20 protein-coding genes are annotated in these 16,938 nt (G+C 57.9%); 18 read left to right on the top strand and 2 right to left on the bottom strand.

Translation table 11 applies throughout. The features are described 5' to 3' along the window. Positions 1–33: 33 nt before the first annotated feature. On the bottom strand, positions 34–612 hold the full coding sequence (locus RGU44_RS12770) for a nucleoside triphosphate pyrophosphatase (protein ID WP_322180836.1): 579 nt from the start codon (positions 610–612) through the stop codon (positions 34–36). 245 nt (positions 613–857) lie between these two features. Between RGU44_RS12770 and RGU44_RS12765 the strand changes: the two genes are divergently transcribed. The 13 genes from RGU44_RS12765 to RGU44_RS12705 all read left to right on the top strand — a co-directional run bounded on the left by RGU44_RS12765 (position 858) and on the right by RGU44_RS12705 (position 11,268). Further along, positions 858–1,385: a YceD family protein gene (locus RGU44_RS12765; RefSeq protein WP_219061630.1), complete on the top strand. Its 528-nt coding sequence runs from the start codon at positions 858–860 to the stop codon at positions 1,383–1,385. 13 nt (positions 1,386–1,398) lie between these two features. Beyond that, positions 1,399–1,581: a 50S ribosomal protein L32 gene (gene rpmF / locus RGU44_RS12760; RefSeq protein ID WP_219061629.1), complete on the top strand. Its 183-nt coding sequence runs from the start codon at positions 1,399–1,401 to the stop codon at positions 1,579–1,581. A gap of 4 nt (positions 1,582–1,585) precedes the next feature. Continuing rightward, on the top strand, positions 1,586–2,593 hold the full coding sequence (gene plsX / locus RGU44_RS12755) for a phosphate acyltransferase PlsX (RefSeq protein ID WP_322180833.1): 1,008 nt from the start codon (positions 1,586–1,588) through the stop codon (positions 2,591–2,593). 146 nt (positions 2,594–2,739) lie between these two features. Further along, positions 2,740–3,678, top strand: a complete 939-nt coding sequence (gene fabD / locus RGU44_RS12750; RefSeq protein WP_322180831.1) for an ACP S-malonyltransferase — start codon at positions 2,740–2,742, stop codon at positions 3,676–3,678. A 15-nt stretch (positions 3,679–3,693) separates the two neighbouring features. Continuing rightward, positions 3,694–4,437 carry a 3-oxoacyl-ACP reductase FabG gene (gene fabG, locus RGU44_RS12745; protein WP_322180829.1) on the top strand — a complete coding sequence of 248 codons (744 nt, stop codon included), beginning with the start codon at positions 3,694–3,696 and terminating at the stop codon, positions 4,435–4,437. A gap of 193 nt (positions 4,438–4,630) precedes the next feature. Then, a complete protein-coding gene (acpP, locus tag RGU44_RS12740) occupies positions 4,631–4,867 on the top strand; it encodes an acyl carrier protein (RefSeq protein WP_219061625.1) in 237 nt (78 codons plus the stop codon). Between the two features lie 110 nt (positions 4,868–4,977). Beyond that, positions 4,978–6,222, top strand: coding sequence for a beta-ketoacyl-ACP synthase II (fabF, locus tag RGU44_RS12735; RefSeq protein WP_322180826.1), 1,245 nt, complete (start codon positions 4,978–4,980; stop codon positions 6,220–6,222). Then, positions 6,222–7,037: an aminodeoxychorismate lyase gene (gene pabC / locus RGU44_RS12730; protein WP_322217397.1), complete on the top strand. Its 816-nt coding sequence runs from the start codon at positions 6,222–6,224 to the stop codon at positions 7,035–7,037. The genes fabF and pabC overlap by 1 nt, the downstream gene beginning before the upstream one ends. A 3-nt stretch (positions 7,038–7,040) precedes the next feature. After that, a complete protein-coding gene (mltG, locus tag RGU44_RS12725) occupies positions 7,041–8,180 on the top strand; it encodes an endolytic transglycosylase MltG (protein WP_322217395.1) in 1,140 nt (379 codons plus the stop codon). 19 nt (positions 8,181–8,199) lie between these two features. Beyond that, positions 8,200–8,832 carry a dTMP kinase gene (tmk, locus tag RGU44_RS12720; RefSeq protein ID WP_322180820.1) on the top strand — a complete coding sequence of 211 codons (633 nt, stop codon included), beginning with the start codon at positions 8,200–8,202 and terminating at the stop codon, positions 8,830–8,832. Further along, a complete protein-coding gene (locus RGU44_RS12715) occupies positions 8,825–9,811 on the top strand; it encodes a DNA polymerase III subunit delta' (protein WP_322217392.1) in 987 nt (328 codons plus the stop codon). Before tmk ends, RGU44_RS12715 begins: the two co-directional genes overlap by 8 nt. A 301-nt stretch (positions 9,812–10,112) precedes the next feature. Further along, positions 10,113–10,469, top strand: coding sequence for a PilZ domain-containing protein (locus tag RGU44_RS12710; protein WP_322180816.1), 357 nt, complete (start codon positions 10,113–10,115; stop codon positions 10,467–10,469). Between the two features lie 13 nt (positions 10,470–10,482). After that, positions 10,483–11,268, top strand: coding sequence for a TatD family hydrolase (locus RGU44_RS12705; protein ID WP_322180814.1), 786 nt, complete (start codon positions 10,483–10,485; stop codon positions 11,266–11,268). Positions 11,269–11,518: 250 nt separating this feature from the next. Here RGU44_RS12705 and RGU44_RS12700 read toward each other — a convergent pair whose 3' ends face one another. Next, complete coding sequence (locus tag RGU44_RS12700; protein WP_322180812.1) at positions 11,519–12,652, bottom strand: aminotransferase class V-fold PLP-dependent enzyme; 1,134 nt, start codon at positions 12,650–12,652, stop codon at positions 11,519–11,521. A 78-nt stretch (positions 12,653–12,730) separates the two neighbouring features. Between RGU44_RS12700 and RGU44_RS12695 the strand changes: the two genes are divergently transcribed. From RGU44_RS12695 to RGU44_RS12675, 5 genes are all read left to right on the top strand, one after another. After that, the gene (locus tag RGU44_RS12695) at positions 12,731–13,372 is read left to right on the top strand and encodes a TetR/AcrR family transcriptional regulator (RefSeq protein ID WP_322180809.1); all 642 of its coding nucleotides are present in this window, start codon (positions 12,731–12,733) and stop codon (positions 13,370–13,372) included. A 135-nt stretch (positions 13,373–13,507) separates the two neighbouring features. Beyond that, entirely contained in the window at positions 13,508–14,476 is a 969-nt protein-coding gene (locus RGU44_RS12690; RefSeq protein WP_322217390.1) for a GTP 3',8-cyclase MoaA, read from the top strand. 128 nt (positions 14,477–14,604) lie between these two features. Further along, the gene (locus RGU44_RS12685) at positions 14,605–15,207 is read left to right on the top strand and encodes a DUF4823 domain-containing protein (protein ID WP_322180805.1); all 603 of its coding nucleotides are present in this window, start codon (positions 14,605–14,607) and stop codon (positions 15,205–15,207) included. Between the two features lie 10 nt (positions 15,208–15,217). After that, entirely contained in the window at positions 15,218–15,778 is a 561-nt protein-coding gene (locus RGU44_RS12680; protein ID WP_322180803.1) for a DUF1285 domain-containing protein, read from the top strand. Positions 15,779–15,884: 106 nt separating this feature from the next. Next, a complete protein-coding gene (locus RGU44_RS12675; protein WP_322180801.1) occupies positions 15,885–16,895 on the top strand; it encodes an aspartate-semialdehyde dehydrogenase in 1,011 nt (336 codons plus the stop codon). The last annotated feature ends 43 nt before the right edge of the window (positions 16,896–16,938 follow it).

Below are 16,938 nucleotides of genomic sequence, written 5' to 3'. Positions count from 1 at the left end.
CCGGCCATTGGTCGGGCTTCTTCATTTCAACGATTAAGGAATCGCGATCCCTTCCATCAGTAGCATGTCGATCAGGCGAATCAAGGGCAGGCCGATCAGGCTGGTAGCGTCGCTGCCTTCGGTGCTGCGAAACAGGCTTACACCCAACCCTTCGGCCTTGAAGCTTCCTGCGCAATCGTAGGGCTGCTCGGCGCGCAGATAGCGCTCAAGGCTGGCCTGATCCAGATCGCGCATATGGACGGTGAACGGCACGCAATCGACCTGGCAGTGGCCTGTACGGCTGTTGAGCAGTGCCAGGCCGGTCAGAAACGTCACGCTGGCGCCGCGGGCTGCTGACAGCTGCTCCAGGGCGCGTTCGAACGTGTGGGGTTTGCCTAGAATCTGGCCGTTGAGGACCGCGACCTGATCCGAGCCTATGATCAGGTGGTCTGGGTGGCTGTCGGCAAGCGCCAGCGCCTTTTCTCGAGCCAGGCGCTGAACCAGTTCGATCGCGGGCTCTTCAGGTCGGCGGCTTTCATCGATATCAGGTGAGCAGCAGGTGAACGGCAGGCGCAGGCGAGCCAGTAATTCACGGCGGTAGGGCGAGCTCGATGCGAGTAGCAGGGGTGGCATGCTGTTCTCCGAAAGGTGAAAGGTCATTCTAGTCAGCACTCAATATTGAGCTTTCAGTCTGCTGAAACGTAGCGAGCGAAGGCAAGGCAAGGCGAGAGCAGGCGAGAATGCGGAGTTTACGGGCTGTAAATGAGCATTTCGAGCCTGCTCTCAACGCAGCATTGCCGAGTGCAGTAGTTTCAACAGATTGAAAGGCCTGAATTTCCTTTGACAGAGGGAGGGCTCGTCCCTAGAATGCTGCGCCTATGTTGAATGACCCGATTCCACCTCACGTTGACCCGCGCAAATTAGCTGATCGTGGCACTACTCTTCAGGGAGAAGTACTGCTGGCTGATTTGGAGAGACTCTGCGACCCGCTTTCCGATAACCTCGGTACGGTGCAGGCTAAATTCATTTTTGAGCGAGACGAGCGCAGATCTGTGGTCATCCACAGTTCCATCGACGCCGAGGTCAAAATGGTTTGCCAGCGTTGTCTTGAGCTGGTCACCCTGCCGATCCACAGCGAATGCAGTTACGCTGTGGTGAAAGAGGGTGCGAATACCCAGTCGTTACCGAAAGGTTATGACGTGCTGGAACTGGGCGAAGATCCATTGGATCTGCTGGCATTGATCGAGGAGGAGCTGTTGCTCGCCTTGCCCATTGTGCCTGCTCATCATCCGGAAGAATGCCAGCAGCCGGCGGACCTTAACGAGTCCGAGCCGAGCGTGGACGAGGTAACGCGGTCCAACCCGTTCAGTGTATTGGCGCAGTTAAAGCGTGACCCAAACGTTTAGGAGTTAATCAATTATGGCTGTTCAGCAGAACAAAAAATCCCGCTCTGCCCGTGACATGCGTCGTTCGCACGACGCTCTTGTGGCAAGCACTCTGTCTGTAGAAAAAACCACAGGTGAAATTCACCTGCGTCACCACGTATCGCCGGAAGGTGTTTATCGTGGTCGCAAAGTGATCGACAAGGGCGCTGACGAGTAATTTCTTGTCCGCTCCGATCATCGCGATTGACGCAATGGGTGGGGACTTCGGTCCCCGCAGCATTGTGCAGGCCAGTATCGCTTGTTTGTTCGCTACGCCCTCGCTGCACCTGACCCTCGTCGGTCAAGCCCCCCTTCTTGAAGAATTGATTGCTCGCCATTCCGGTGTGGATCGCTCACGTCTGCGTGTTGTAAACGCCAGCGAAGTGATCGCCATGGATGAGCGGCCTTCGCAGGCTTTGCGCAGTAAGCCTGATTCGTCGATGCGGGTGGCGTTGGGGTTGTTGGCCGAGGGCCAGGTTCAGGCTTGTGTGAGTGCGGGTAATACCGGGGCGCTGATGGCGCTGTCACGCTTTGTGCTCAAGACTTTGCCAGGCATTGATCGACCCGCGATGATCGCAGCCATCCCGACTCAGCGTGGTTATTGCCAGTTGCTGGACCTGGGAGCAAATGTCGATTGCAGTGCCGAAAACCTCTATCAGTTCGCCGTCATGGGTGCTGTCGCGGCTGAGGCCTTGGGCGTTCCCCGGCCTCGGGTGGCGTTGCTCAATATTGGCACCGAAGACATCAAGGGTAATCAGCAGGTCAAATTGGCGGCTACTCTGCTTCAGGCTGCGCCGGGTTTGAACTACATCGGCTTCGTCGAAGGTGATGGGGTGTACCGTGGCGAGGCTGATGTTGTGGTGTGCGACGGTTTTGTCGGTAATATCCTGCTCAAGTCAAGCGAGGGGCTGGCGACAATGATCGGCGCACGGATCGAATCGCTGTTCCAGCAGAATGTATTTACAAGGGTGGTGGGTGCTTTAGCGTTGCCCATGCTCAAGCGTTTGCGGGCCGACCTGGCGCCTGCACGGCATAATGGCGCGAGTTTTTTGGGTTTGCAGGGCATTGTCGTGAAAAGCCACGGCGCCGCAGGCGTGCAAGGCTTCCAGAGCGCGATTCAACGAGCGCTGATCGAAATACAGGAAAACCTCCCGCAACGCTTGGGTGGGCGTCTTGAGGGGCTGCTTTAGGCTGTCTCCGGGCGCGAGTTGCGCAAATGTGACGCTGGTGACTGGTCAGTCATCCAACTGTCCATTCACGGACAGTTAATTTTGAGTTTCGCGCCTGGCCTGGCCGGGCGTCAATTTTCGACGACAAATCATTAGGGGCTTGATCAATGTCTGCATCCCTCGCATTCGTCTTTCCGGGTCAAGGATCGCAGTCCCTCGGCATGCTCGCCGAGCAGGGCGCTCAGCACAAACTGATCCTCGAGACCTTCAGTGAAGCTTCCGAAGCCTTGGGTTACGACCTCTGGGCGCTGACCCAGCAAGGGCCGGAAGAACAACTCAATCAAACCGATAAAACCCAGCCTGCGATCCTGACAGCCTCTGTGGCGCTGTGGCGCCTGTGGTTGTCTGAAAGCGCTTTGCGCCCTGCGTATGTCGCCGGGCACAGTCTGGGTGAATACAGCGCGCTGGTAGCGGCAGGCAGCCTGACCTTGAGCGATGCGGTCAAGTTGGTGGAGCGTCGGGGTCAGTTGATGCAACAGGCTGTGCCTGCGGGCCAGGGCGGTATGGCTGCCATTCTGGGGCTGGACGATGCCGATGTGCTGGCGGCGTGCGCCGAGGCTGCCCAGGGCGATGTCGTCAGCGCGGTGAATTTCAATTCGCCGGGCCAGGTCGTGATCGCCGGTTCTGCCGCCGCTGTCGAACGTGCCATTGAGGCCTGCAAGGCCCGTGGCGCCAAGCGTGCATTGCCACTGCCTGTGAGTGTGCCGTCGCATTGCGAATTGATGCGTCCGGCCGCTGAGCGCTTCGCCGAATCCATCGCGGCGATTGCCTGGCAGACACCGCAGATCAAGCTGGTACAGAATGTCAGCGCGTCATCGGTGGCCGACCTCGATACCCTCAAGCGCGATCTGTTAGAACAATTGTACAAACCTGTGCGTTGGGTCGAATCTATCCAGTTCCTGGCAGCCCATGGCGCGACCCGGTTGGTCGAGTGCGGGCCGGGAAAAGTGTTGGCGGGTTTGAATAAGCGCTGCGCCGAAGGTGTGACAACCTACAACCTCAATACCCCAGACGCCTTCGCCGCCACCCGTGCGGCATTGGCCTGATTAGGAGAAGCTTGCATGAACCTGCAAGGTAAAGTTGCACTGGTCACCGGTGCGAGCCGCGGTATTGGCCAAGCCATTGCTCTTGAGTTGGGACGTAACGGTGCGACCGTGGTCGGGACGGCAACGTCCGAGTCCGGCGCCGAGCGTATCAGTGCGACCTTCAAGGAAAACGGCATTGAAGGCTTCGGGCTGGCGCTCGATGTCTGCAGCGATGCGTCGGTCAGTGCGACACTGGCATTGATTCAGGAGCGCGTTGGCGCCCCGTTGATTCTGGTCAACAACGCCGGTATCACCCGTGACAACCTGATGATGCGAATGAAAGATGACGAATGGCATGACGTTGTCGACACCAACCTGAACAGTCTATTTCGGCTGTCCAAGGGTGTTTTGCGTGGCATGACCAAGGCTCGTTGGGGTCGAATTATCAGTATTGGTTCGGTAGTGGGTGCCATGGGCAACGCAGGCCAAGTAAACTATGCGGCTGCGAAAGCTGGTCTGGAAGGTTTCAGCCGGGCCCTGGCCCGTGAAGTCGGTTCGCGTGCGGTCACCGTGAACGCGGTTGCGCCTGGTTTTATCGATACTGATATGACTCGCGAGCTGCCAGAAGCGCAACGTGACGCATTGATTACCCAGATTCCTTTGGGACGTTTGGGGCAGGCGCAAGAGATCGCACACGTGGTCGCTTTTCTTGCATCTGAAGGTGCGGCCTACGTTACCGGGGCTACAATCCCGGTGAATGGCGGCATGTACATGAGTTGAATGTGACGGATCGCTTCAAAAAAATGTCATACGGGCGGTCTAAAATCCGTTATAAAGCTGCAATCTATTAATAGGCGGAAGGCGGGTGTGGTTACAGAGGATGAGCATTGAGCTTGAAATGCGTAAAACCTCTTCGATACACTTACCCACCGGCCAGCTGCCTGAATTTGTCCACTAGGAGTTAAAACAAGGTATGAGCACCATCGAAGAGCGCGTCAAGAAAATCGTTATGGAGCAACTTGGCGTCAAGGCAGAGGAAGTGACAAATGCTGCTTCTTTCGTTGAAGACCTGGGCGCTGACTCCCTTGATACCGTGGAGCTGGTGATGGCTCTGGAAGAGGAATTCGAGACCGAAATTCCTGACGAAGAAGCCGAAAAAATCACTACCGTTCAAGCAGCTATCGACTACGTTACTGCCCACCAGGCGTAATGGTTTGTAGTCGTCGCTTGCTGTCGGGAAAAACCGCACTGCCATCACGGCGTGCGGTTTTTTCTTTAGAAGTGATGTAAAGAGTCGTCAATAGATTAAAGGAGAGTGCTGTGTCGCGTAGACGCGTCGTAGTCACCGGTATGGGTATGTTGTCGCCATTGGGCACGGACGTTCCGAGTTCCTGGCAGGGCATTCTGGCTGGTCGCAGTGGCATTGGTCTGATCGAACACACGGACCTTTCGGCCTTTACCACCCGTTTTGGCGGCTCGGTAAAAGGCTTCAACGTTGAGGAATATCTGGCGCCCAAAGAGGCACGGCGTCTCGACCTTTTCATTCAGTACGGTTTGGCCGCGAGCTTTCAAGCCGTGCGCAACTCCGGGCTTGAAGTGACCGACGCTAACCGTGAGCGCATTGGCGTTGCCATGGGTGCGGGCATCGGTGGCTTGACCAATATCGAGAACAACAGTCGTTCTTTGCATGAGCAAGGGCCGGGGCGGATTTCTCCGTTTTTTGTACCGGGCTCGATTATCAACATGATCTCTGGCTTCCTGTCGATCCATCTGGGTGCACAGGGGCCTAACTACGCCATCGCAACGGCGTGCACCACCGGCACCCATTGCATTGGTATGGCCGCACGCAACATCGCCTACGGTGAAGCTGACGTGATGATCGCCGGGGGCGCGGAAATGGCTGCCTGTGGTCTGGGCATGGGTGGCTTTGGTGCGTCGCGGGCGCTGTCTACCCGCAATGACGACCCTGCACGGGCAAGCCGTCCGTGGGACAAAGGCCGTGATGGTTTCGTCTTGTCCGATGGCGCTGGAGCCTTGGTGCTTGAAGAGCTGGAACACGCCAAGGCGCGTGGCGCGACCATCTATGCCGAGCTGATCGGCTTTGGCATGAGTGGCGACGCTTATCACATGACCTCGCCACCCGAAGACGGTGCCGGCGCTGCACGTTGCATTGCCAACGCGCTGCGTGACGCCAGGATCAATGTCGATGAAGTGCAGCATATCAACGCTCACGGCACATCGACCCTGGCGGGCGATTTGGCCGAAGCATCGGCGATCAAGACTGTCTTTGGCGACCATGCCTACAAGCTGGCCATCACGTCGACCAAATCGATGACCGGCCACTTGCTCGGTGCCGCAGGGGCGGTCGAAGCGATCTTCAGTATTCTGGCGATCAACGGCCAGGTTGCGCCGCCGACGATCAACCTTGATGAGCCGGGCGAAGGCTGCGATCTGGACTTTGTCCCGCACGAGGCTCGAAGCATGCCTATCGATGTCGTGCTCTCCAACTCCTTCGGGTTTGGCGGCACCAATGGCTCGCTGGTGTTCCGTCGGTACGCTGATTGATGCCGAGCTGGATCAATGGTCGTCCAGCTGAGACCCTGCCCGTGACGGATCGGGGTCTGGCTTACGGCGATGGTTTGTTTGAAACCATTGCCGTCAAGGCCGGGCGACCCTTGCTGTTCGAACGTCACCTGCAGCGCCTGGCGACAGGTTGCAGTCGATTGGCGATTGCTGCGGATCAATCATTGATCCGCAGCGAATTGCTGGCGTTTGCTGCGCAGTTGGGCGAGGGCGTGATGAAGTTGATTCTCACCCGTGGCGACAGCTTGCGTGGCTACGCACCCGCACCCATGGCCGAGCCACGGCGCATCCTTCAGGGCGGCGCGGCGCCAGCCTATCCGGCGGCTCATGCCGAGCAGGGTATCTGCCTGTTTGAATGCCTTACTCGTTTATCTGAACAACCCCTGTTGGCCGGGCTCAAGCATCTGAATCGGCTGGAGCAGGTGCTCGCGCGTAGCGAGTGGCAGGACAGCGCATACGCCGAAGGGCTGATGTGCGATACCTCCGGGCGGATAATCGATGGTGTGTACAGCAATGTCTTTCTGATCAAGGAGGGTGTGCTGCTGACCGCCGACCTGAGCCGTTGCGGCGTGGCCGGTGTGATGCGCGCAGAACTGCTGGCTCAAGCCCGGACGCTGGGCATTGGCACTGAAGAACGCGACATCCAGTGGCTCGATCTGGAGCAGGCGGACGAGGTTTTTCTGAGCAACAGTGTCTACGGTGTGTGGCCCGTGCGAGGGGTTGCACGGCTGAACTGGCCGGTTGGCCCGCTCACCCGTAAACTGCAGGGCATTGCTCGCGCGCTTCTGGATGTTTGATCGGTGATTCGTAAATTATTGGTGTTGTTCGAAGGTTGTCTGGTCCTGGCAGGGTTACTGCTGGGCCTGTCTGTCTGGCAACAGGATGCAGCGCTGAAGCAGCCCTTGAACCTGACTCAGGAACAGTTACTCGACGTCCCCGCAGGCTCCACGCCCACTGGCGTGCTTAATCGTTTGCAGGCCGACGGGGTGATCAAGGACGCCTTCTGGTTGCGTCTTTACTGGCGTTTTAATCTGTCGGATCAATCGTTCCACAGCGGCGAATACCGCATGACACCCGCAATGAATGCCAAGGCGCTACTGGGGTTGTGGCATCGTGGCGAGGTGGTGCAATACAGCCTGACACTGGTTGAAGGCTGGAATTTCCGTCAGGTCCGTGCGGCCTTGGCCAAGCAGCTCAAGCTTGAGCAGAACCTGGCCGGGTTGAGCGACACGGAGTTGATGGCCAGGCTGGGCCACGCCGATGTATTCCCTGAAGGTCGTTTCTTCCCTGACACCTACCGTTACGTACGCGGCATGAGCGACGTCGACTTGCTCAAGCAGGCGTACAACCGCCTGGATGAAGTCCTGGCGGAGGAGTGGACCAAGCGTGCGGCTGACGTGCCTTATGTCGACCCGTATCATGCGTTGATCATGGCCTCGCTGGTCGAAAAAGAAACCGGCGTGCCTCAGGAGCGTGCGCAAATCGCCGGCGTTTTTGTCCGGCGCCTGCAGATTGGGATGTTGTTGCAGACCGATCCTACCGTGATCTACGGCCTCGGTGAGCGTTACAACGGCAAGTTGACCCGTGCTTCCCTGAAAGAGCCAACGCCCTATAACACTTATGTCATCGCTGGTTTGCCGCCGACCCCGATCTCGTTGGTGGGACGCGAAGCCATCCATGCCGCGCTTAATCCAGTGCCTGGCAGCAGCTTGTATTTCGTTGCTCGCGGTGACGGCAGTCATGTGTTTTCTGCTGATCTGGACGCCCATAACAACGCGGTTCGCGAGTTTCAGCTCAAACGACGTGCGGACTATCGTTCCAGTCCGGCGCCTGTTCCCGCTCCGGGCTCCATGCCAACGTCGGAGCCAGAGGTCGTACCGGCTCCGACTCCCGCACCCACTGCCACGCCAGATGACAAAAGCGAGCAGAGCCCGCAATGAATTTGATTAAGGACTGCCTGTGACTGGCTTGTTTATTACCCTGGAAGGTCCGGAAGGCGCTGGTAAAAGCACCAACCGCGAATACCTGGCCGAGCGCCTGCGCGCCCATGGTGTCCATGTTGTGCTGACCCGGGAGCCGGGCGGCACGCCTTTGGCTGAGCGGATTCGCGAGCTGTTGTTAGCGCCGAGCGATGAACCGATGAACGCCGATACCGAGCTGTTGTTGGTATTCGCTGCCAGAGCCCAGCATCTGGCTGAAGTCATTCGTCCGGCACTGGCTCGCGGGGCAGTGGTGCTGTGTGATCGGTTTACAGATGCAACCTACGCTTACCAAGGGGGTGGCCGTGGCTTGTCCCATGAGCGAATCGCCGTCCTGGAGCATTTTGTTCAGGGTGATCTGCGTCCCGATCTGACCCTGGTGTTCGACTTGCCGGTGGAAGTGGGTCTGGCGCGTGCGACGGCCCGTGGGCGGCTCGACCGTTTCGAGCAGGAAGGTCGGACGTTCTTCGATGCCGTGCGCAGTACCTATCTGAAACGTGCGGCCGCCAGTCCTGAGCGCTACCGTCTGGTTAACGCAGCGTTGTCGCTGTCGGAGGTTCAGCAGTCACTTGATGGCTTGCTGCCCGAGTTGCTGGAGCTTCAACGTGGCTGAGGCCTACCCGTGGCAAGAAAGTCTTTGGCAGCAACTGGCCGGGCGTAGCCAGCACGCGCACGCTTACTTGCTTCATGGGCCTGCGGGCATCGGCAAGCGCGCACTGGCGGAGCGCCTCATGGCTCGCTTGTTGTGTCGGCGCCCTGAAGGACTGGACGCGTGTGGTCAGTGCAAGTCCTGCCTGCTACTGGTCGCGGGCAGTCACCCGGATAATTACGTGCTGGAGCCGGAAGAGGCGGACAAAGCAATCAAGGTCGATCAGGTTCGCGATCTGGTCAGCTTCGTCGTGCAGACCGCGCAAATGGGCGGTCGCAAAGTGGTGTTGATCGAGCCTGCCGAGTCGATGAACGTCAACGCCGCTAACGCATTGCTCAAAAGTCTCGAAGAACCTTCCGGCAATACCGTGCTGTTGCTGGTCAGTCATCAGCCGAGCCGTTTGTTGCCGACGGTCAAAAGCCGTTGCGTGCAACAGGCCTGTCCGCTGCCCAGTGAGGCGATGAGCCTGGACTGGCTGGCCAGCGCGTTGCCCGATTGCGCGGAGGATGAGCGTGTCGAACTGCTGGCGCTGGCCGCCGGTTCGCCCTTGGCGGCAGTCAGCCTGCAGGCTCAGGGCGTACGGGAGCAGCGGGCGCTGGTGGTGGACGGTGTGAAAAAACTGCTTAAACACCAGCAATCACCCACTCAGCTGGCTGAAGGCTGGAAAGATATTCCGCTGTTGTTGCTGTTCGACTGGTTCTGCGACTGGTCGCATCTGATTCTGCGCTATCAGCTGACCCAGGATGAAGCGGGGCTAGGCTTGGGGGATATGCGTAAGGTGCTGCAATACCTGGCGCAGAAATCCACTCAGGGCAAGGTCCTCGGGATTCAGGACTGGGTGCTGGCCCAGCGTCAGAAAGTCATGTCCAAAGCCAATCTTAACCGGGTGTTGTTGCTCGAAGCGTTGTTGGTGCAGTGGGCAGGCTTGCTCGGACAAGGTTAGACTCTAGGGTCTGTTGACGTTTGGTGACGACCGCGACGGAGGCCCATTTGGCGCAGGGCGAGGCGCGAGGAACGCGGTTTGGTTGTTCCAAATAAGTTCCGAGCAACGCAGCCCTGCGCCAAATGGGCCCCGTCCCTTCGGGTTGCGCGCCAACGTGCGCGAGGCTGCGTTGCGGGATTTGCCAAGGGAACAACCATTAGCGGCATCCCGCGCCTTGCCTCGCACACGTTGGCATCGCAACGCGGTTCGCCAACAAACGTCAACAGACCCTATTATTCGGATCATGTCCCCAGGAGTTGCAATGAACTTGCCGCTGAGTCCAGGCCCACGGAACGGCATTTTGTCCCTGACGATCAAGGACAAATCCGTGTTGTACGCCGCTTATATGCCATTCATCAAAAATGGCGGGCTGTTCATCCCTACCAGCAAAAGCTACAAGCTGGGTGACGAGGTGTTCATGCTGCTCAACCTGATGGACGAGCCGGAAAAAATCCCGGTGACGGGCAAGGTTGCCTGGATAACGCCCAAGGGCGCTCAGGGTAATCGGGCGGCGGGAGTTGGCGTCCAGTTCAATGATGGCGACAACACGGCCCGGAACAAGATTGAAACGTACCTGGCCGGAGCCCTGAAATCCGACCGTCCAACCCATACCATGTAGTTGCCATCCTGCCATGCTTGTAGATTCCCATTGCCACCTCGACCGTCTCGATCTCGCTGTGCATGCAGGTTCGCTCGATGCAGCCCTTGACGCTGCACGGGCGCGGGGCGTCGGGCATTTTCTGTGCATCGGTGTCAGCGCCGAGAATGCCGGTGCGGTCAAAGCCTTGGCTGAGCGTTATGACGACGTGGATTGTTCGGTGGGTATTCATCCGCTGGACCTGCAGCCGGGCGAGGCACCGGCACTGGACTGGCTGCTGGATGAGCTGAATCACCCGCGGGTGGTGGCCATTGGCGAGACGGGACTGGATTACCACTATGAGCCTGAGGCTGCCGAGCTTCAGCAACAATCGTTTCGTCTGCACCTGCAGGCGGCCAGCATCACGGGCAAGCCGGTTATTGTGCACACTCGTGGCGCTCGCGCCGACACCTTGAACCTGTTGCGAGAAGCTGCGTTGCCGCACGCTGGCGTACTGCACTGCTTTACCGAGGATTGGGAGATGGCCAGGGCGGCGCTGGACCTGGGGTTTTATATCTCGTTGTCCGGGATCGTCACCTTCCGTAATGCCGATGCTCTGCGAGACGTGGCACGTCAGGTGCCCGTCGATCGATTACTGGTGGAGACCGACTCACCTTACCTGGCACCGATTCCTTATCGAGGCAAACCCAACCTTCCGCAATATGTGCGGGAAGTGGCAGAGTTTCTGGCGATGTTGCGTGGTGAGTCCTACGAGCGTTTTGCCGAGCAGACCACTGAAAACTTTAGGCGGCTGTTCCCTCTGGCGCACGTGAAGCGCTAGGCACTCTTTTCTCGAGCGCTGCCCTGCAGGGTATTTTCATGCAAAAAAAACCCGGGCTCTGGGGGGGGAATCCGGGTTAAGACCATTAGGAGTAAAACAAAGGCGCTCGGTCCATCGGCACCTTCATTGACGCGTCACTTGGGGGAGATGTCGCGTCAACTATCTTAGTATTGGTCATGATTGGCGGGCGTCCAGTCGCAGATGCTCATTTTTTAAACAGATTTGGAATACATCCGCTTCTGTTGAGTTCTCAATGAGCCGCCAGCGTGCGTACGATGGCCAATGTCTCTTCGATCACCCGCGACTCAGTATAAAAGTGTGGGGAAAATCTGACGCCGGGTCCACGTTGAACGCACACCACCTGTTCCCGTTTAAGGTGCTCGAATACGTGGGCGTTCGCTATACCGTCCAGGCTGAAGCTCAGGATTCCCGCGCGTTTCTCAGGGTTTTTTGGAGTGTGCAAGCGGACACCTGGAATGGCGCTCAACCCGTCTTCGAGCCAGAGAATGCGCTCGGCAATGGCCTTCCCCACTGCGTCCATGCCGACGTCTTCGAGCAGCGAAAGGCTGGCCTCTAATGCCATGGTGCCAAGCATGTTCGGGCTGCCGCATTCGAAGCGGCGCGCAGACAGGGCGGGCTCCCATGTCGTGCGGTTGTAGTCACCCATGTGCTCGAGCATGTGCCAGCCGAACTCACTGAGTTTCAGTTGTGGTCGCAATTCGCTGCGGCAATAAAACACGCCCAGGCCTTCCGGGCCCAGCAACCACTTATGGCCGTCTGCCATGGCGAAGTCGCATTGGTTTGCCTGAACATCAAAGGGCAGGGCGCCCAGTTGCTGGATAGCATCAATGCAGAACAGCACGCTGCGTTGTTTGCAGCCCTGGCCCAGACGCTCCAGATCCAGGCGCAGGCCCGAAGCGTATTGCACCGCGCTGATCGACAGCAGGCGTGTGCGAGCACCGCAGGCGGCGAGCAGCGCCGCCTCAGGGTCGTCGTTTTTGAGGCTGACCTGGATGACTTCGACGCCTTGGGGCGCCAGCGCCTCCCAGACGATGCGGTTGGATGGGAACTCTTCATCGCTGATAACGATCTGGTCGCCGGCTTTCCAGTCCAGTCCAAATGCAACGAATGACAGCGCTTCCGAGGTATTTTTGACCAGAGCGATGTCATCGGTCGACGGTGCGTTCAGTAGGCGCATCAGGCGTTCACGCAAGCGTTGCTCTACCACCATCCAGTCTGGATAGTCCCTCGCGCCCAATAAAACGTTCTCCTGGGCAAAGCGGCTGACGGCGGTCGCGGCGCGTTTTGGCCAGGGGGCGACCGCAGCGTGGTTTAAATATCGCAGGCCCGGGGCCTGTGCAAATTCATCAAGAAACGTAGACATGGTCGGATGATCCGTGCAATTTGGCGCAAGTTAGGCATAATACGCGGCTTCGATTTTGACCCCTACAGACCTTTTCTTATGCAAAAAGAACCTCGTAAGGTCCGTGAGTTTCGTCGCCGCGAGCAAGAAATTCTCGATACCGCGCTAAAGCTGTTCCTCGATCAAGGTGAAGACAGTGTCACCGTCGAGATGATCGCTGATGCCGTGGGTATCGGCAAAGGCACCATCTATAAGCACTTCAAGTCCAAGGCGGAAATCTACCTGCGCCTGATGCTCGACTACGAGCGCGATTTGAACGAGTTGCTCCACTCTGCCGACGTCGACAAGGATAAGGAAGCTTTATCCCGCGCCTACTTCGAATTCCGCATGCGCGATCCTCAGCGCTACCGGTTGTTCGATCGACTGGAAGAAAAAGTGGTCAAGGGCAATCAGGTGCCGGAGATGATCGAGGAGTTGCACCGGATTCGCGCGTCGAACTTCGAGCGCCTGACCCTGTTGATCAAGGGGCGGATCAGCGAAGGCAAGCTCGAAGATGTGCCGCCTTATTTTCATTACTGTGCGTCCTGGGCACTGGTGCATGGCGCCGTGGCCCTGTATCACTCGCCGTTCTGGAGCAATGTGCTGGAAGATCAGGAGGGCTTTTTTCAGTTCCTGATGGACATCGGCGTGCGTATGGGTAACAAACGCAAGCGTGATACCGATACCCCGCCAGGCAGCTGATATATTCGGTACCGTTATAGCGTCAGGTAGTGAATGCAGGGATCGTTGGTGCGGGAATATACTGGGCCCCGGGGTTGGTTGAAACGTGATGTCCAGTCATGTTTTACCGGCCTAATTTCTTAGCCGGAGTCGCTCATGATCGTTGACCGTCAAGGCAGGCGTTTCCGCAACTTGCGAATCAGCCTGACTTCAGCCTGCAACTATGCGTGTACCTACTGTGTGCCCAACGGCAAGCGGTTGGTGGCTGCGCAGGATGAATTGTCGGCCGATGCCATGACGCGTGGCGTAGCCTATCTGATCGAAGCCGCGGGCATTGAGCGTTTGCGTATTACTGGCGGCGAGCCACTAGTGAGCCCGAAGCTGGAAGCGTTCATGGGGCGAGTCGGTCAATTGGGGCTGGCTGATATCAGCCTGACCACCAATGGACAATTACTCGCTCGCAAGCTGCCATTGCTGGTCGATGGGGGTATTCGTCGGCTCAATGTGTCCCTCGATACCCTTGATCCTGTGGCCTTCCGCCAGATTGCCCGTGGCGGGGATCTGGCCAGCGTGCTGGACGGCATGGATCAGGCGCGCGCCGCCGGGATCAAAATCAAAGTCAATATGGTGCCGCTGCGCGGGCAAAACCTGGATCAGGTGATGCCGATGCTCGACTACTGCCTTGAGCGCGGATACGAGCTGCGGTTTATCGAGTTGATGCGCATGGGCCATCTGGCCAACGATTCGAATGCCTTCCTGCAGCAGTTTGTCAGTCTGCAACAATTGCTGGCATTGATCGGCGAGCGTTATGAGTACCTGCAAGCCGACGCGCCAGTCGATGCTACAGCTGTCCGCTATCAAATTCCCGACCTTGGTTTTTTCGGCGTGATTGCCAACGAAAGCGTACCGTTTTGCCGTACCTGCTCACGTTTGCGCCTTTCTTCCACGGGCTGGTTGCACGGTTGCCTGTCCTCCAGCAACCGCCATTACGTAGGCGATCTGTTGGATAAGCCACGCCACGAAGCGTTGCCAGCGCTCCAGCGTTTGCTGGTCAGAGCCTTGGGCGACAAGCAAGAAGTCGCGTTTTCCGGCGGCGCCACGATCATGAAAATTATTGGCGGCTAAGCTTCTCGCATCCCGGCGTTCCCACGTAAAACTGTCCATCATCGTCGCTCATACACTGCTTGATGGCGCGGAAGCTGCATCTTGTGCCCATTCGCCGGTTTTCCGTCACCGGCACGAGGGAGTGGATGATGCGTAGTCTGGTTTTGCTACTGACGCTTCTGGCGTTGAGTGGCTGCATGAGTGTCAGTGACATGGGGCAGGGCGCTCACGATCAGTTGAGTGATGCGGGCTTACTCGATCACAGCAACACGAGTCGCGCGAACAATCTGCGTATACAGGCAGACTCCTTTATCTATATTGCCCAGGGCTCATTCGTTCCCCCCGGCAATGCCTATCCGCGGCCTAATGTCGTGGCGGAAGAAGCCTTTCACGGCTTTGTCGAATACTTCCCTATGGTTCGTCGGGCCCGAGCGCCGATTGGTCTGGATGCAGCCTTAAGCGAGGCGCGCGCGGCGGGTGCGCATTATTTGCTGTACACCCGTTTCGCCAAAGCTGACGACAGGATTGGCAACACTGACGAATGGCACGACCAGCAAGCCGTGGATCGGCTGGGCGTCGACAGCGGCGTGATTCAGCTGATGCTGATCGAAACCAGTACCCGCTATTTGATCGATACCGCACGGATTCACACCCGCGGCGGATTGCTGACACTGCGCAACACCAAGCCCGAAGATTTGCTTGGTCCACCCCTGGAGGACTACGCTCGCAGTCTGTTAGGCATGAGTCGCTAAGGAGAAAGGCATGAGTGGTCCCGGCAATGCCAACGATCTATTCGCGCAGATTCCCAAGTCGAAGGGGTTGCCGCCTGTTCATCTGTGGAATCCCGATTTTTGCGGCGATATAGATATGCGTATCGCCCGTGACGGCACGTGGTACTACCTCGGCACGCCCATTGGACGTAAGCCCATGGTGCGCCTGTTCTCCACGATCATGCGCCGTGACGGCGACGACTACTTTCTGATCACTCCCGTGGAGAAGGTCCGGATCAGGGTGGATGACGCACCTTTTGTTGCAGTCAGCCTTGAAGTGGAAGGCCAGGGCGAAGATCAGCGTTTGCGCTTCACCACCAATGTCGAGGATCAGACCGAGGCGGGGCCCGAGCATCCGATACGGGTAGAAATTGACCCGCTCACTCAGGAACCAGCGCCTTATGTCCATGTGCGGGTCAATCTGGAAGCGCTGATGCACCGCAATGTGTTCTATCAATTGGTTGATCTGGCGGTAACGCGAGAAATAGATGGCCAGCGTTGGTTGGGCGTATGGAGTGGTGGCGAATTTTTTCGAATCGGACTCGAACCCTGAAGTGGGTTGTCAGCAGTTCTGGACCTGTCTCTGTTCCTGCGGTTAATTGCCTGTCGGTACCTCGACGGTTAAAGTGCCGCTCCCCGTTTTTGCTTGAGGTTTTTGCATGAAGCAGTCCTTTGATATTGCCGTGATCGGCGCCACCGGCACTGTTGGCGAAACCCTCGTCCAGATTCTTGAAGAGCGCGAGTTTCCGGTGGCCAGTCTGCACTTGTTGGCGAGCATCGAATCGGCGGGCCATTCGGTGCCGTTCAAGGGCAAGAACGTGCGCGTGCGTGAAGTGGATGAATTCGATTTCAGCAAAGTCCAGCTGGTCTTTTTTGCCGCTGGCCCAGCCATTACCCGCAGCTATGCAGCGCGGGCGACAGCGGCGGGTTGCACGGTGATCGATCTGTCGGGCGGTTTGCCGGCTGAGCAGGCGCCCACTATTATTCCAGAAGTCAACGCGGCCCTGCTTGGCGCGCTGAGAAAGCCGTATCAAATTGCCAGTCCCAGCCCGTCGGCGACGGCATTGGCAGTGGTGATCGCGCCGTTGCGTGCGCTGCTCGGCGTCGTCCGGGTCAATGTCACTGCCTGCCTTGCAGTGTCCAGTCAGGGCCGCGAAGGGGTGGCGGAGCTGGCTCGGCAAACCGCTGAGCTGCTCAATGTGCGACCGATGGAACCACGCTTTTTTGATCGGCAGATGGCGTTCAACCTGCTGGCTCAGGTCGGTACGCCCGACACCCAAGGCCATGCGCCGTTGGAAAAGCGTTTGGTCACAGAGTTGCGCGAGTTGCTTGCCATGCCATTGCTTAAGGTGTCCGCTACCTGCGTTCAAGCTCCTGTATTTTTTGGCGATAGCTTTAGCGTTTCGCTGCAGCTATCGGGCGCGGTCGATCTAGCGGCAGTCAATGCTGTGCTGGAGGCTGCACCGGGAATCGAACTGATTGAAGCGGGCGATTACCCCACGGCGGTTGGTGATGCCGTGGGTCAGGATGTCGTCTATGTAGGACGAGTGCGTACAGGGATCGACGACCCGGAGGAACTTAATCTGTGGATCACGTCTGATAATGTGCGCAAGGGTGCGGCGTTGAACGCTGTGCAAGTGGCTGAATTGTTGATAAAAGACCTTGTGTAAAAGATACTTGGCAACAATTCAAGAATCGTTTTAGCTTTCAGAC

The organism is Pseudomonas sp. 5C2 (assembly GCF_034314155.1).
GTDB lineage: Bacteria > Pseudomonadota > Gammaproteobacteria > Pseudomonadales > Pseudomonadaceae > Aquipseudomonas.
The sequence above is the reverse complement of the archived record's forward strand: the minus strand, read 5'-3'. Positions and strand labels throughout refer to the sequence as shown.

Bases quoted from the DNA above. Each gene is read 5' to 3' on its own strand.
- RGU44_RS12770 (WP_322180836.1), bottom strand. From the start codon at position 612: ATGCCACCCCTGCTACTCGCATCGAGCTCGCCCTACCGCCGTGAATTA.
- RGU44_RS12765 (WP_219061630.1), top strand. From the start codon at position 858: ATGTTGAATGACCCGATTCCACCTCACGTTGACCCGCGCAAATTAGCT.
- rpmF (WP_219061629.1), top strand. From the start codon at position 1,399: ATGGCTGTTCAGCAGAACAAAAAATCCCGCTCTGCCCGTGACATGCGT.
- fabD (WP_322180831.1), top strand. From the start codon at position 2,740: ATGTCTGCATCCCTCGCATTCGTCTTTCCGGGTCAAGGATCGCAGTCC.
- fabG (WP_322180829.1), top strand. From the start codon at position 3,694: ATGAACCTGCAAGGTAAAGTTGCACTGGTCACCGGTGCGAGCCGCGGT.
- acpP (WP_219061625.1), top strand. From the start codon at position 4,631: ATGAGCACCATCGAAGAGCGCGTCAAGAAAATCGTTATGGAGCAACTT.
- pabC (WP_322217397.1), top strand. From the start codon at position 6,222: ATGCCGAGCTGGATCAATGGTCGTCCAGCTGAGACCCTGCCCGTGACG.
- RGU44_RS12710 (WP_322180816.1), top strand. From the start codon at position 10,113: ATGAACTTGCCGCTGAGTCCAGGCCCACGGAACGGCATTTTGTCCCTG.
- RGU44_RS12705 (WP_322180814.1), top strand. From the start codon at position 10,483: ATGCTTGTAGATTCCCATTGCCACCTCGACCGTCTCGATCTCGCTGTG.
- RGU44_RS12700 (WP_322180812.1), bottom strand. From the start codon at position 12,652: ATGTCTACGTTTCTTGATGAATTTGCACAGGCCCCGGGCCTGCGATAT.
- RGU44_RS12695 (WP_322180809.1), top strand. From the start codon at position 12,731: ATGCAAAAAGAACCTCGTAAGGTCCGTGAGTTTCGTCGCCGCGAGCAA.
- RGU44_RS12690 (WP_322217390.1), top strand. From the start codon at position 13,508: ATGATCGTTGACCGTCAAGGCAGGCGTTTCCGCAACTTGCGAATCAGC.
- RGU44_RS12685 (WP_322180805.1), top strand. From the start codon at position 14,605: ATGCGTAGTCTGGTTTTGCTACTGACGCTTCTGGCGTTGAGTGGCTGC.
- RGU44_RS12680 (WP_322180803.1), top strand. From the start codon at position 15,218: ATGAGTGGTCCCGGCAATGCCAACGATCTATTCGCGCAGATTCCCAAG.
- RGU44_RS12675 (WP_322180801.1), top strand. From the start codon at position 15,885: ATGAAGCAGTCCTTTGATATTGCCGTGATCGGCGCCACCGGCACTGTT.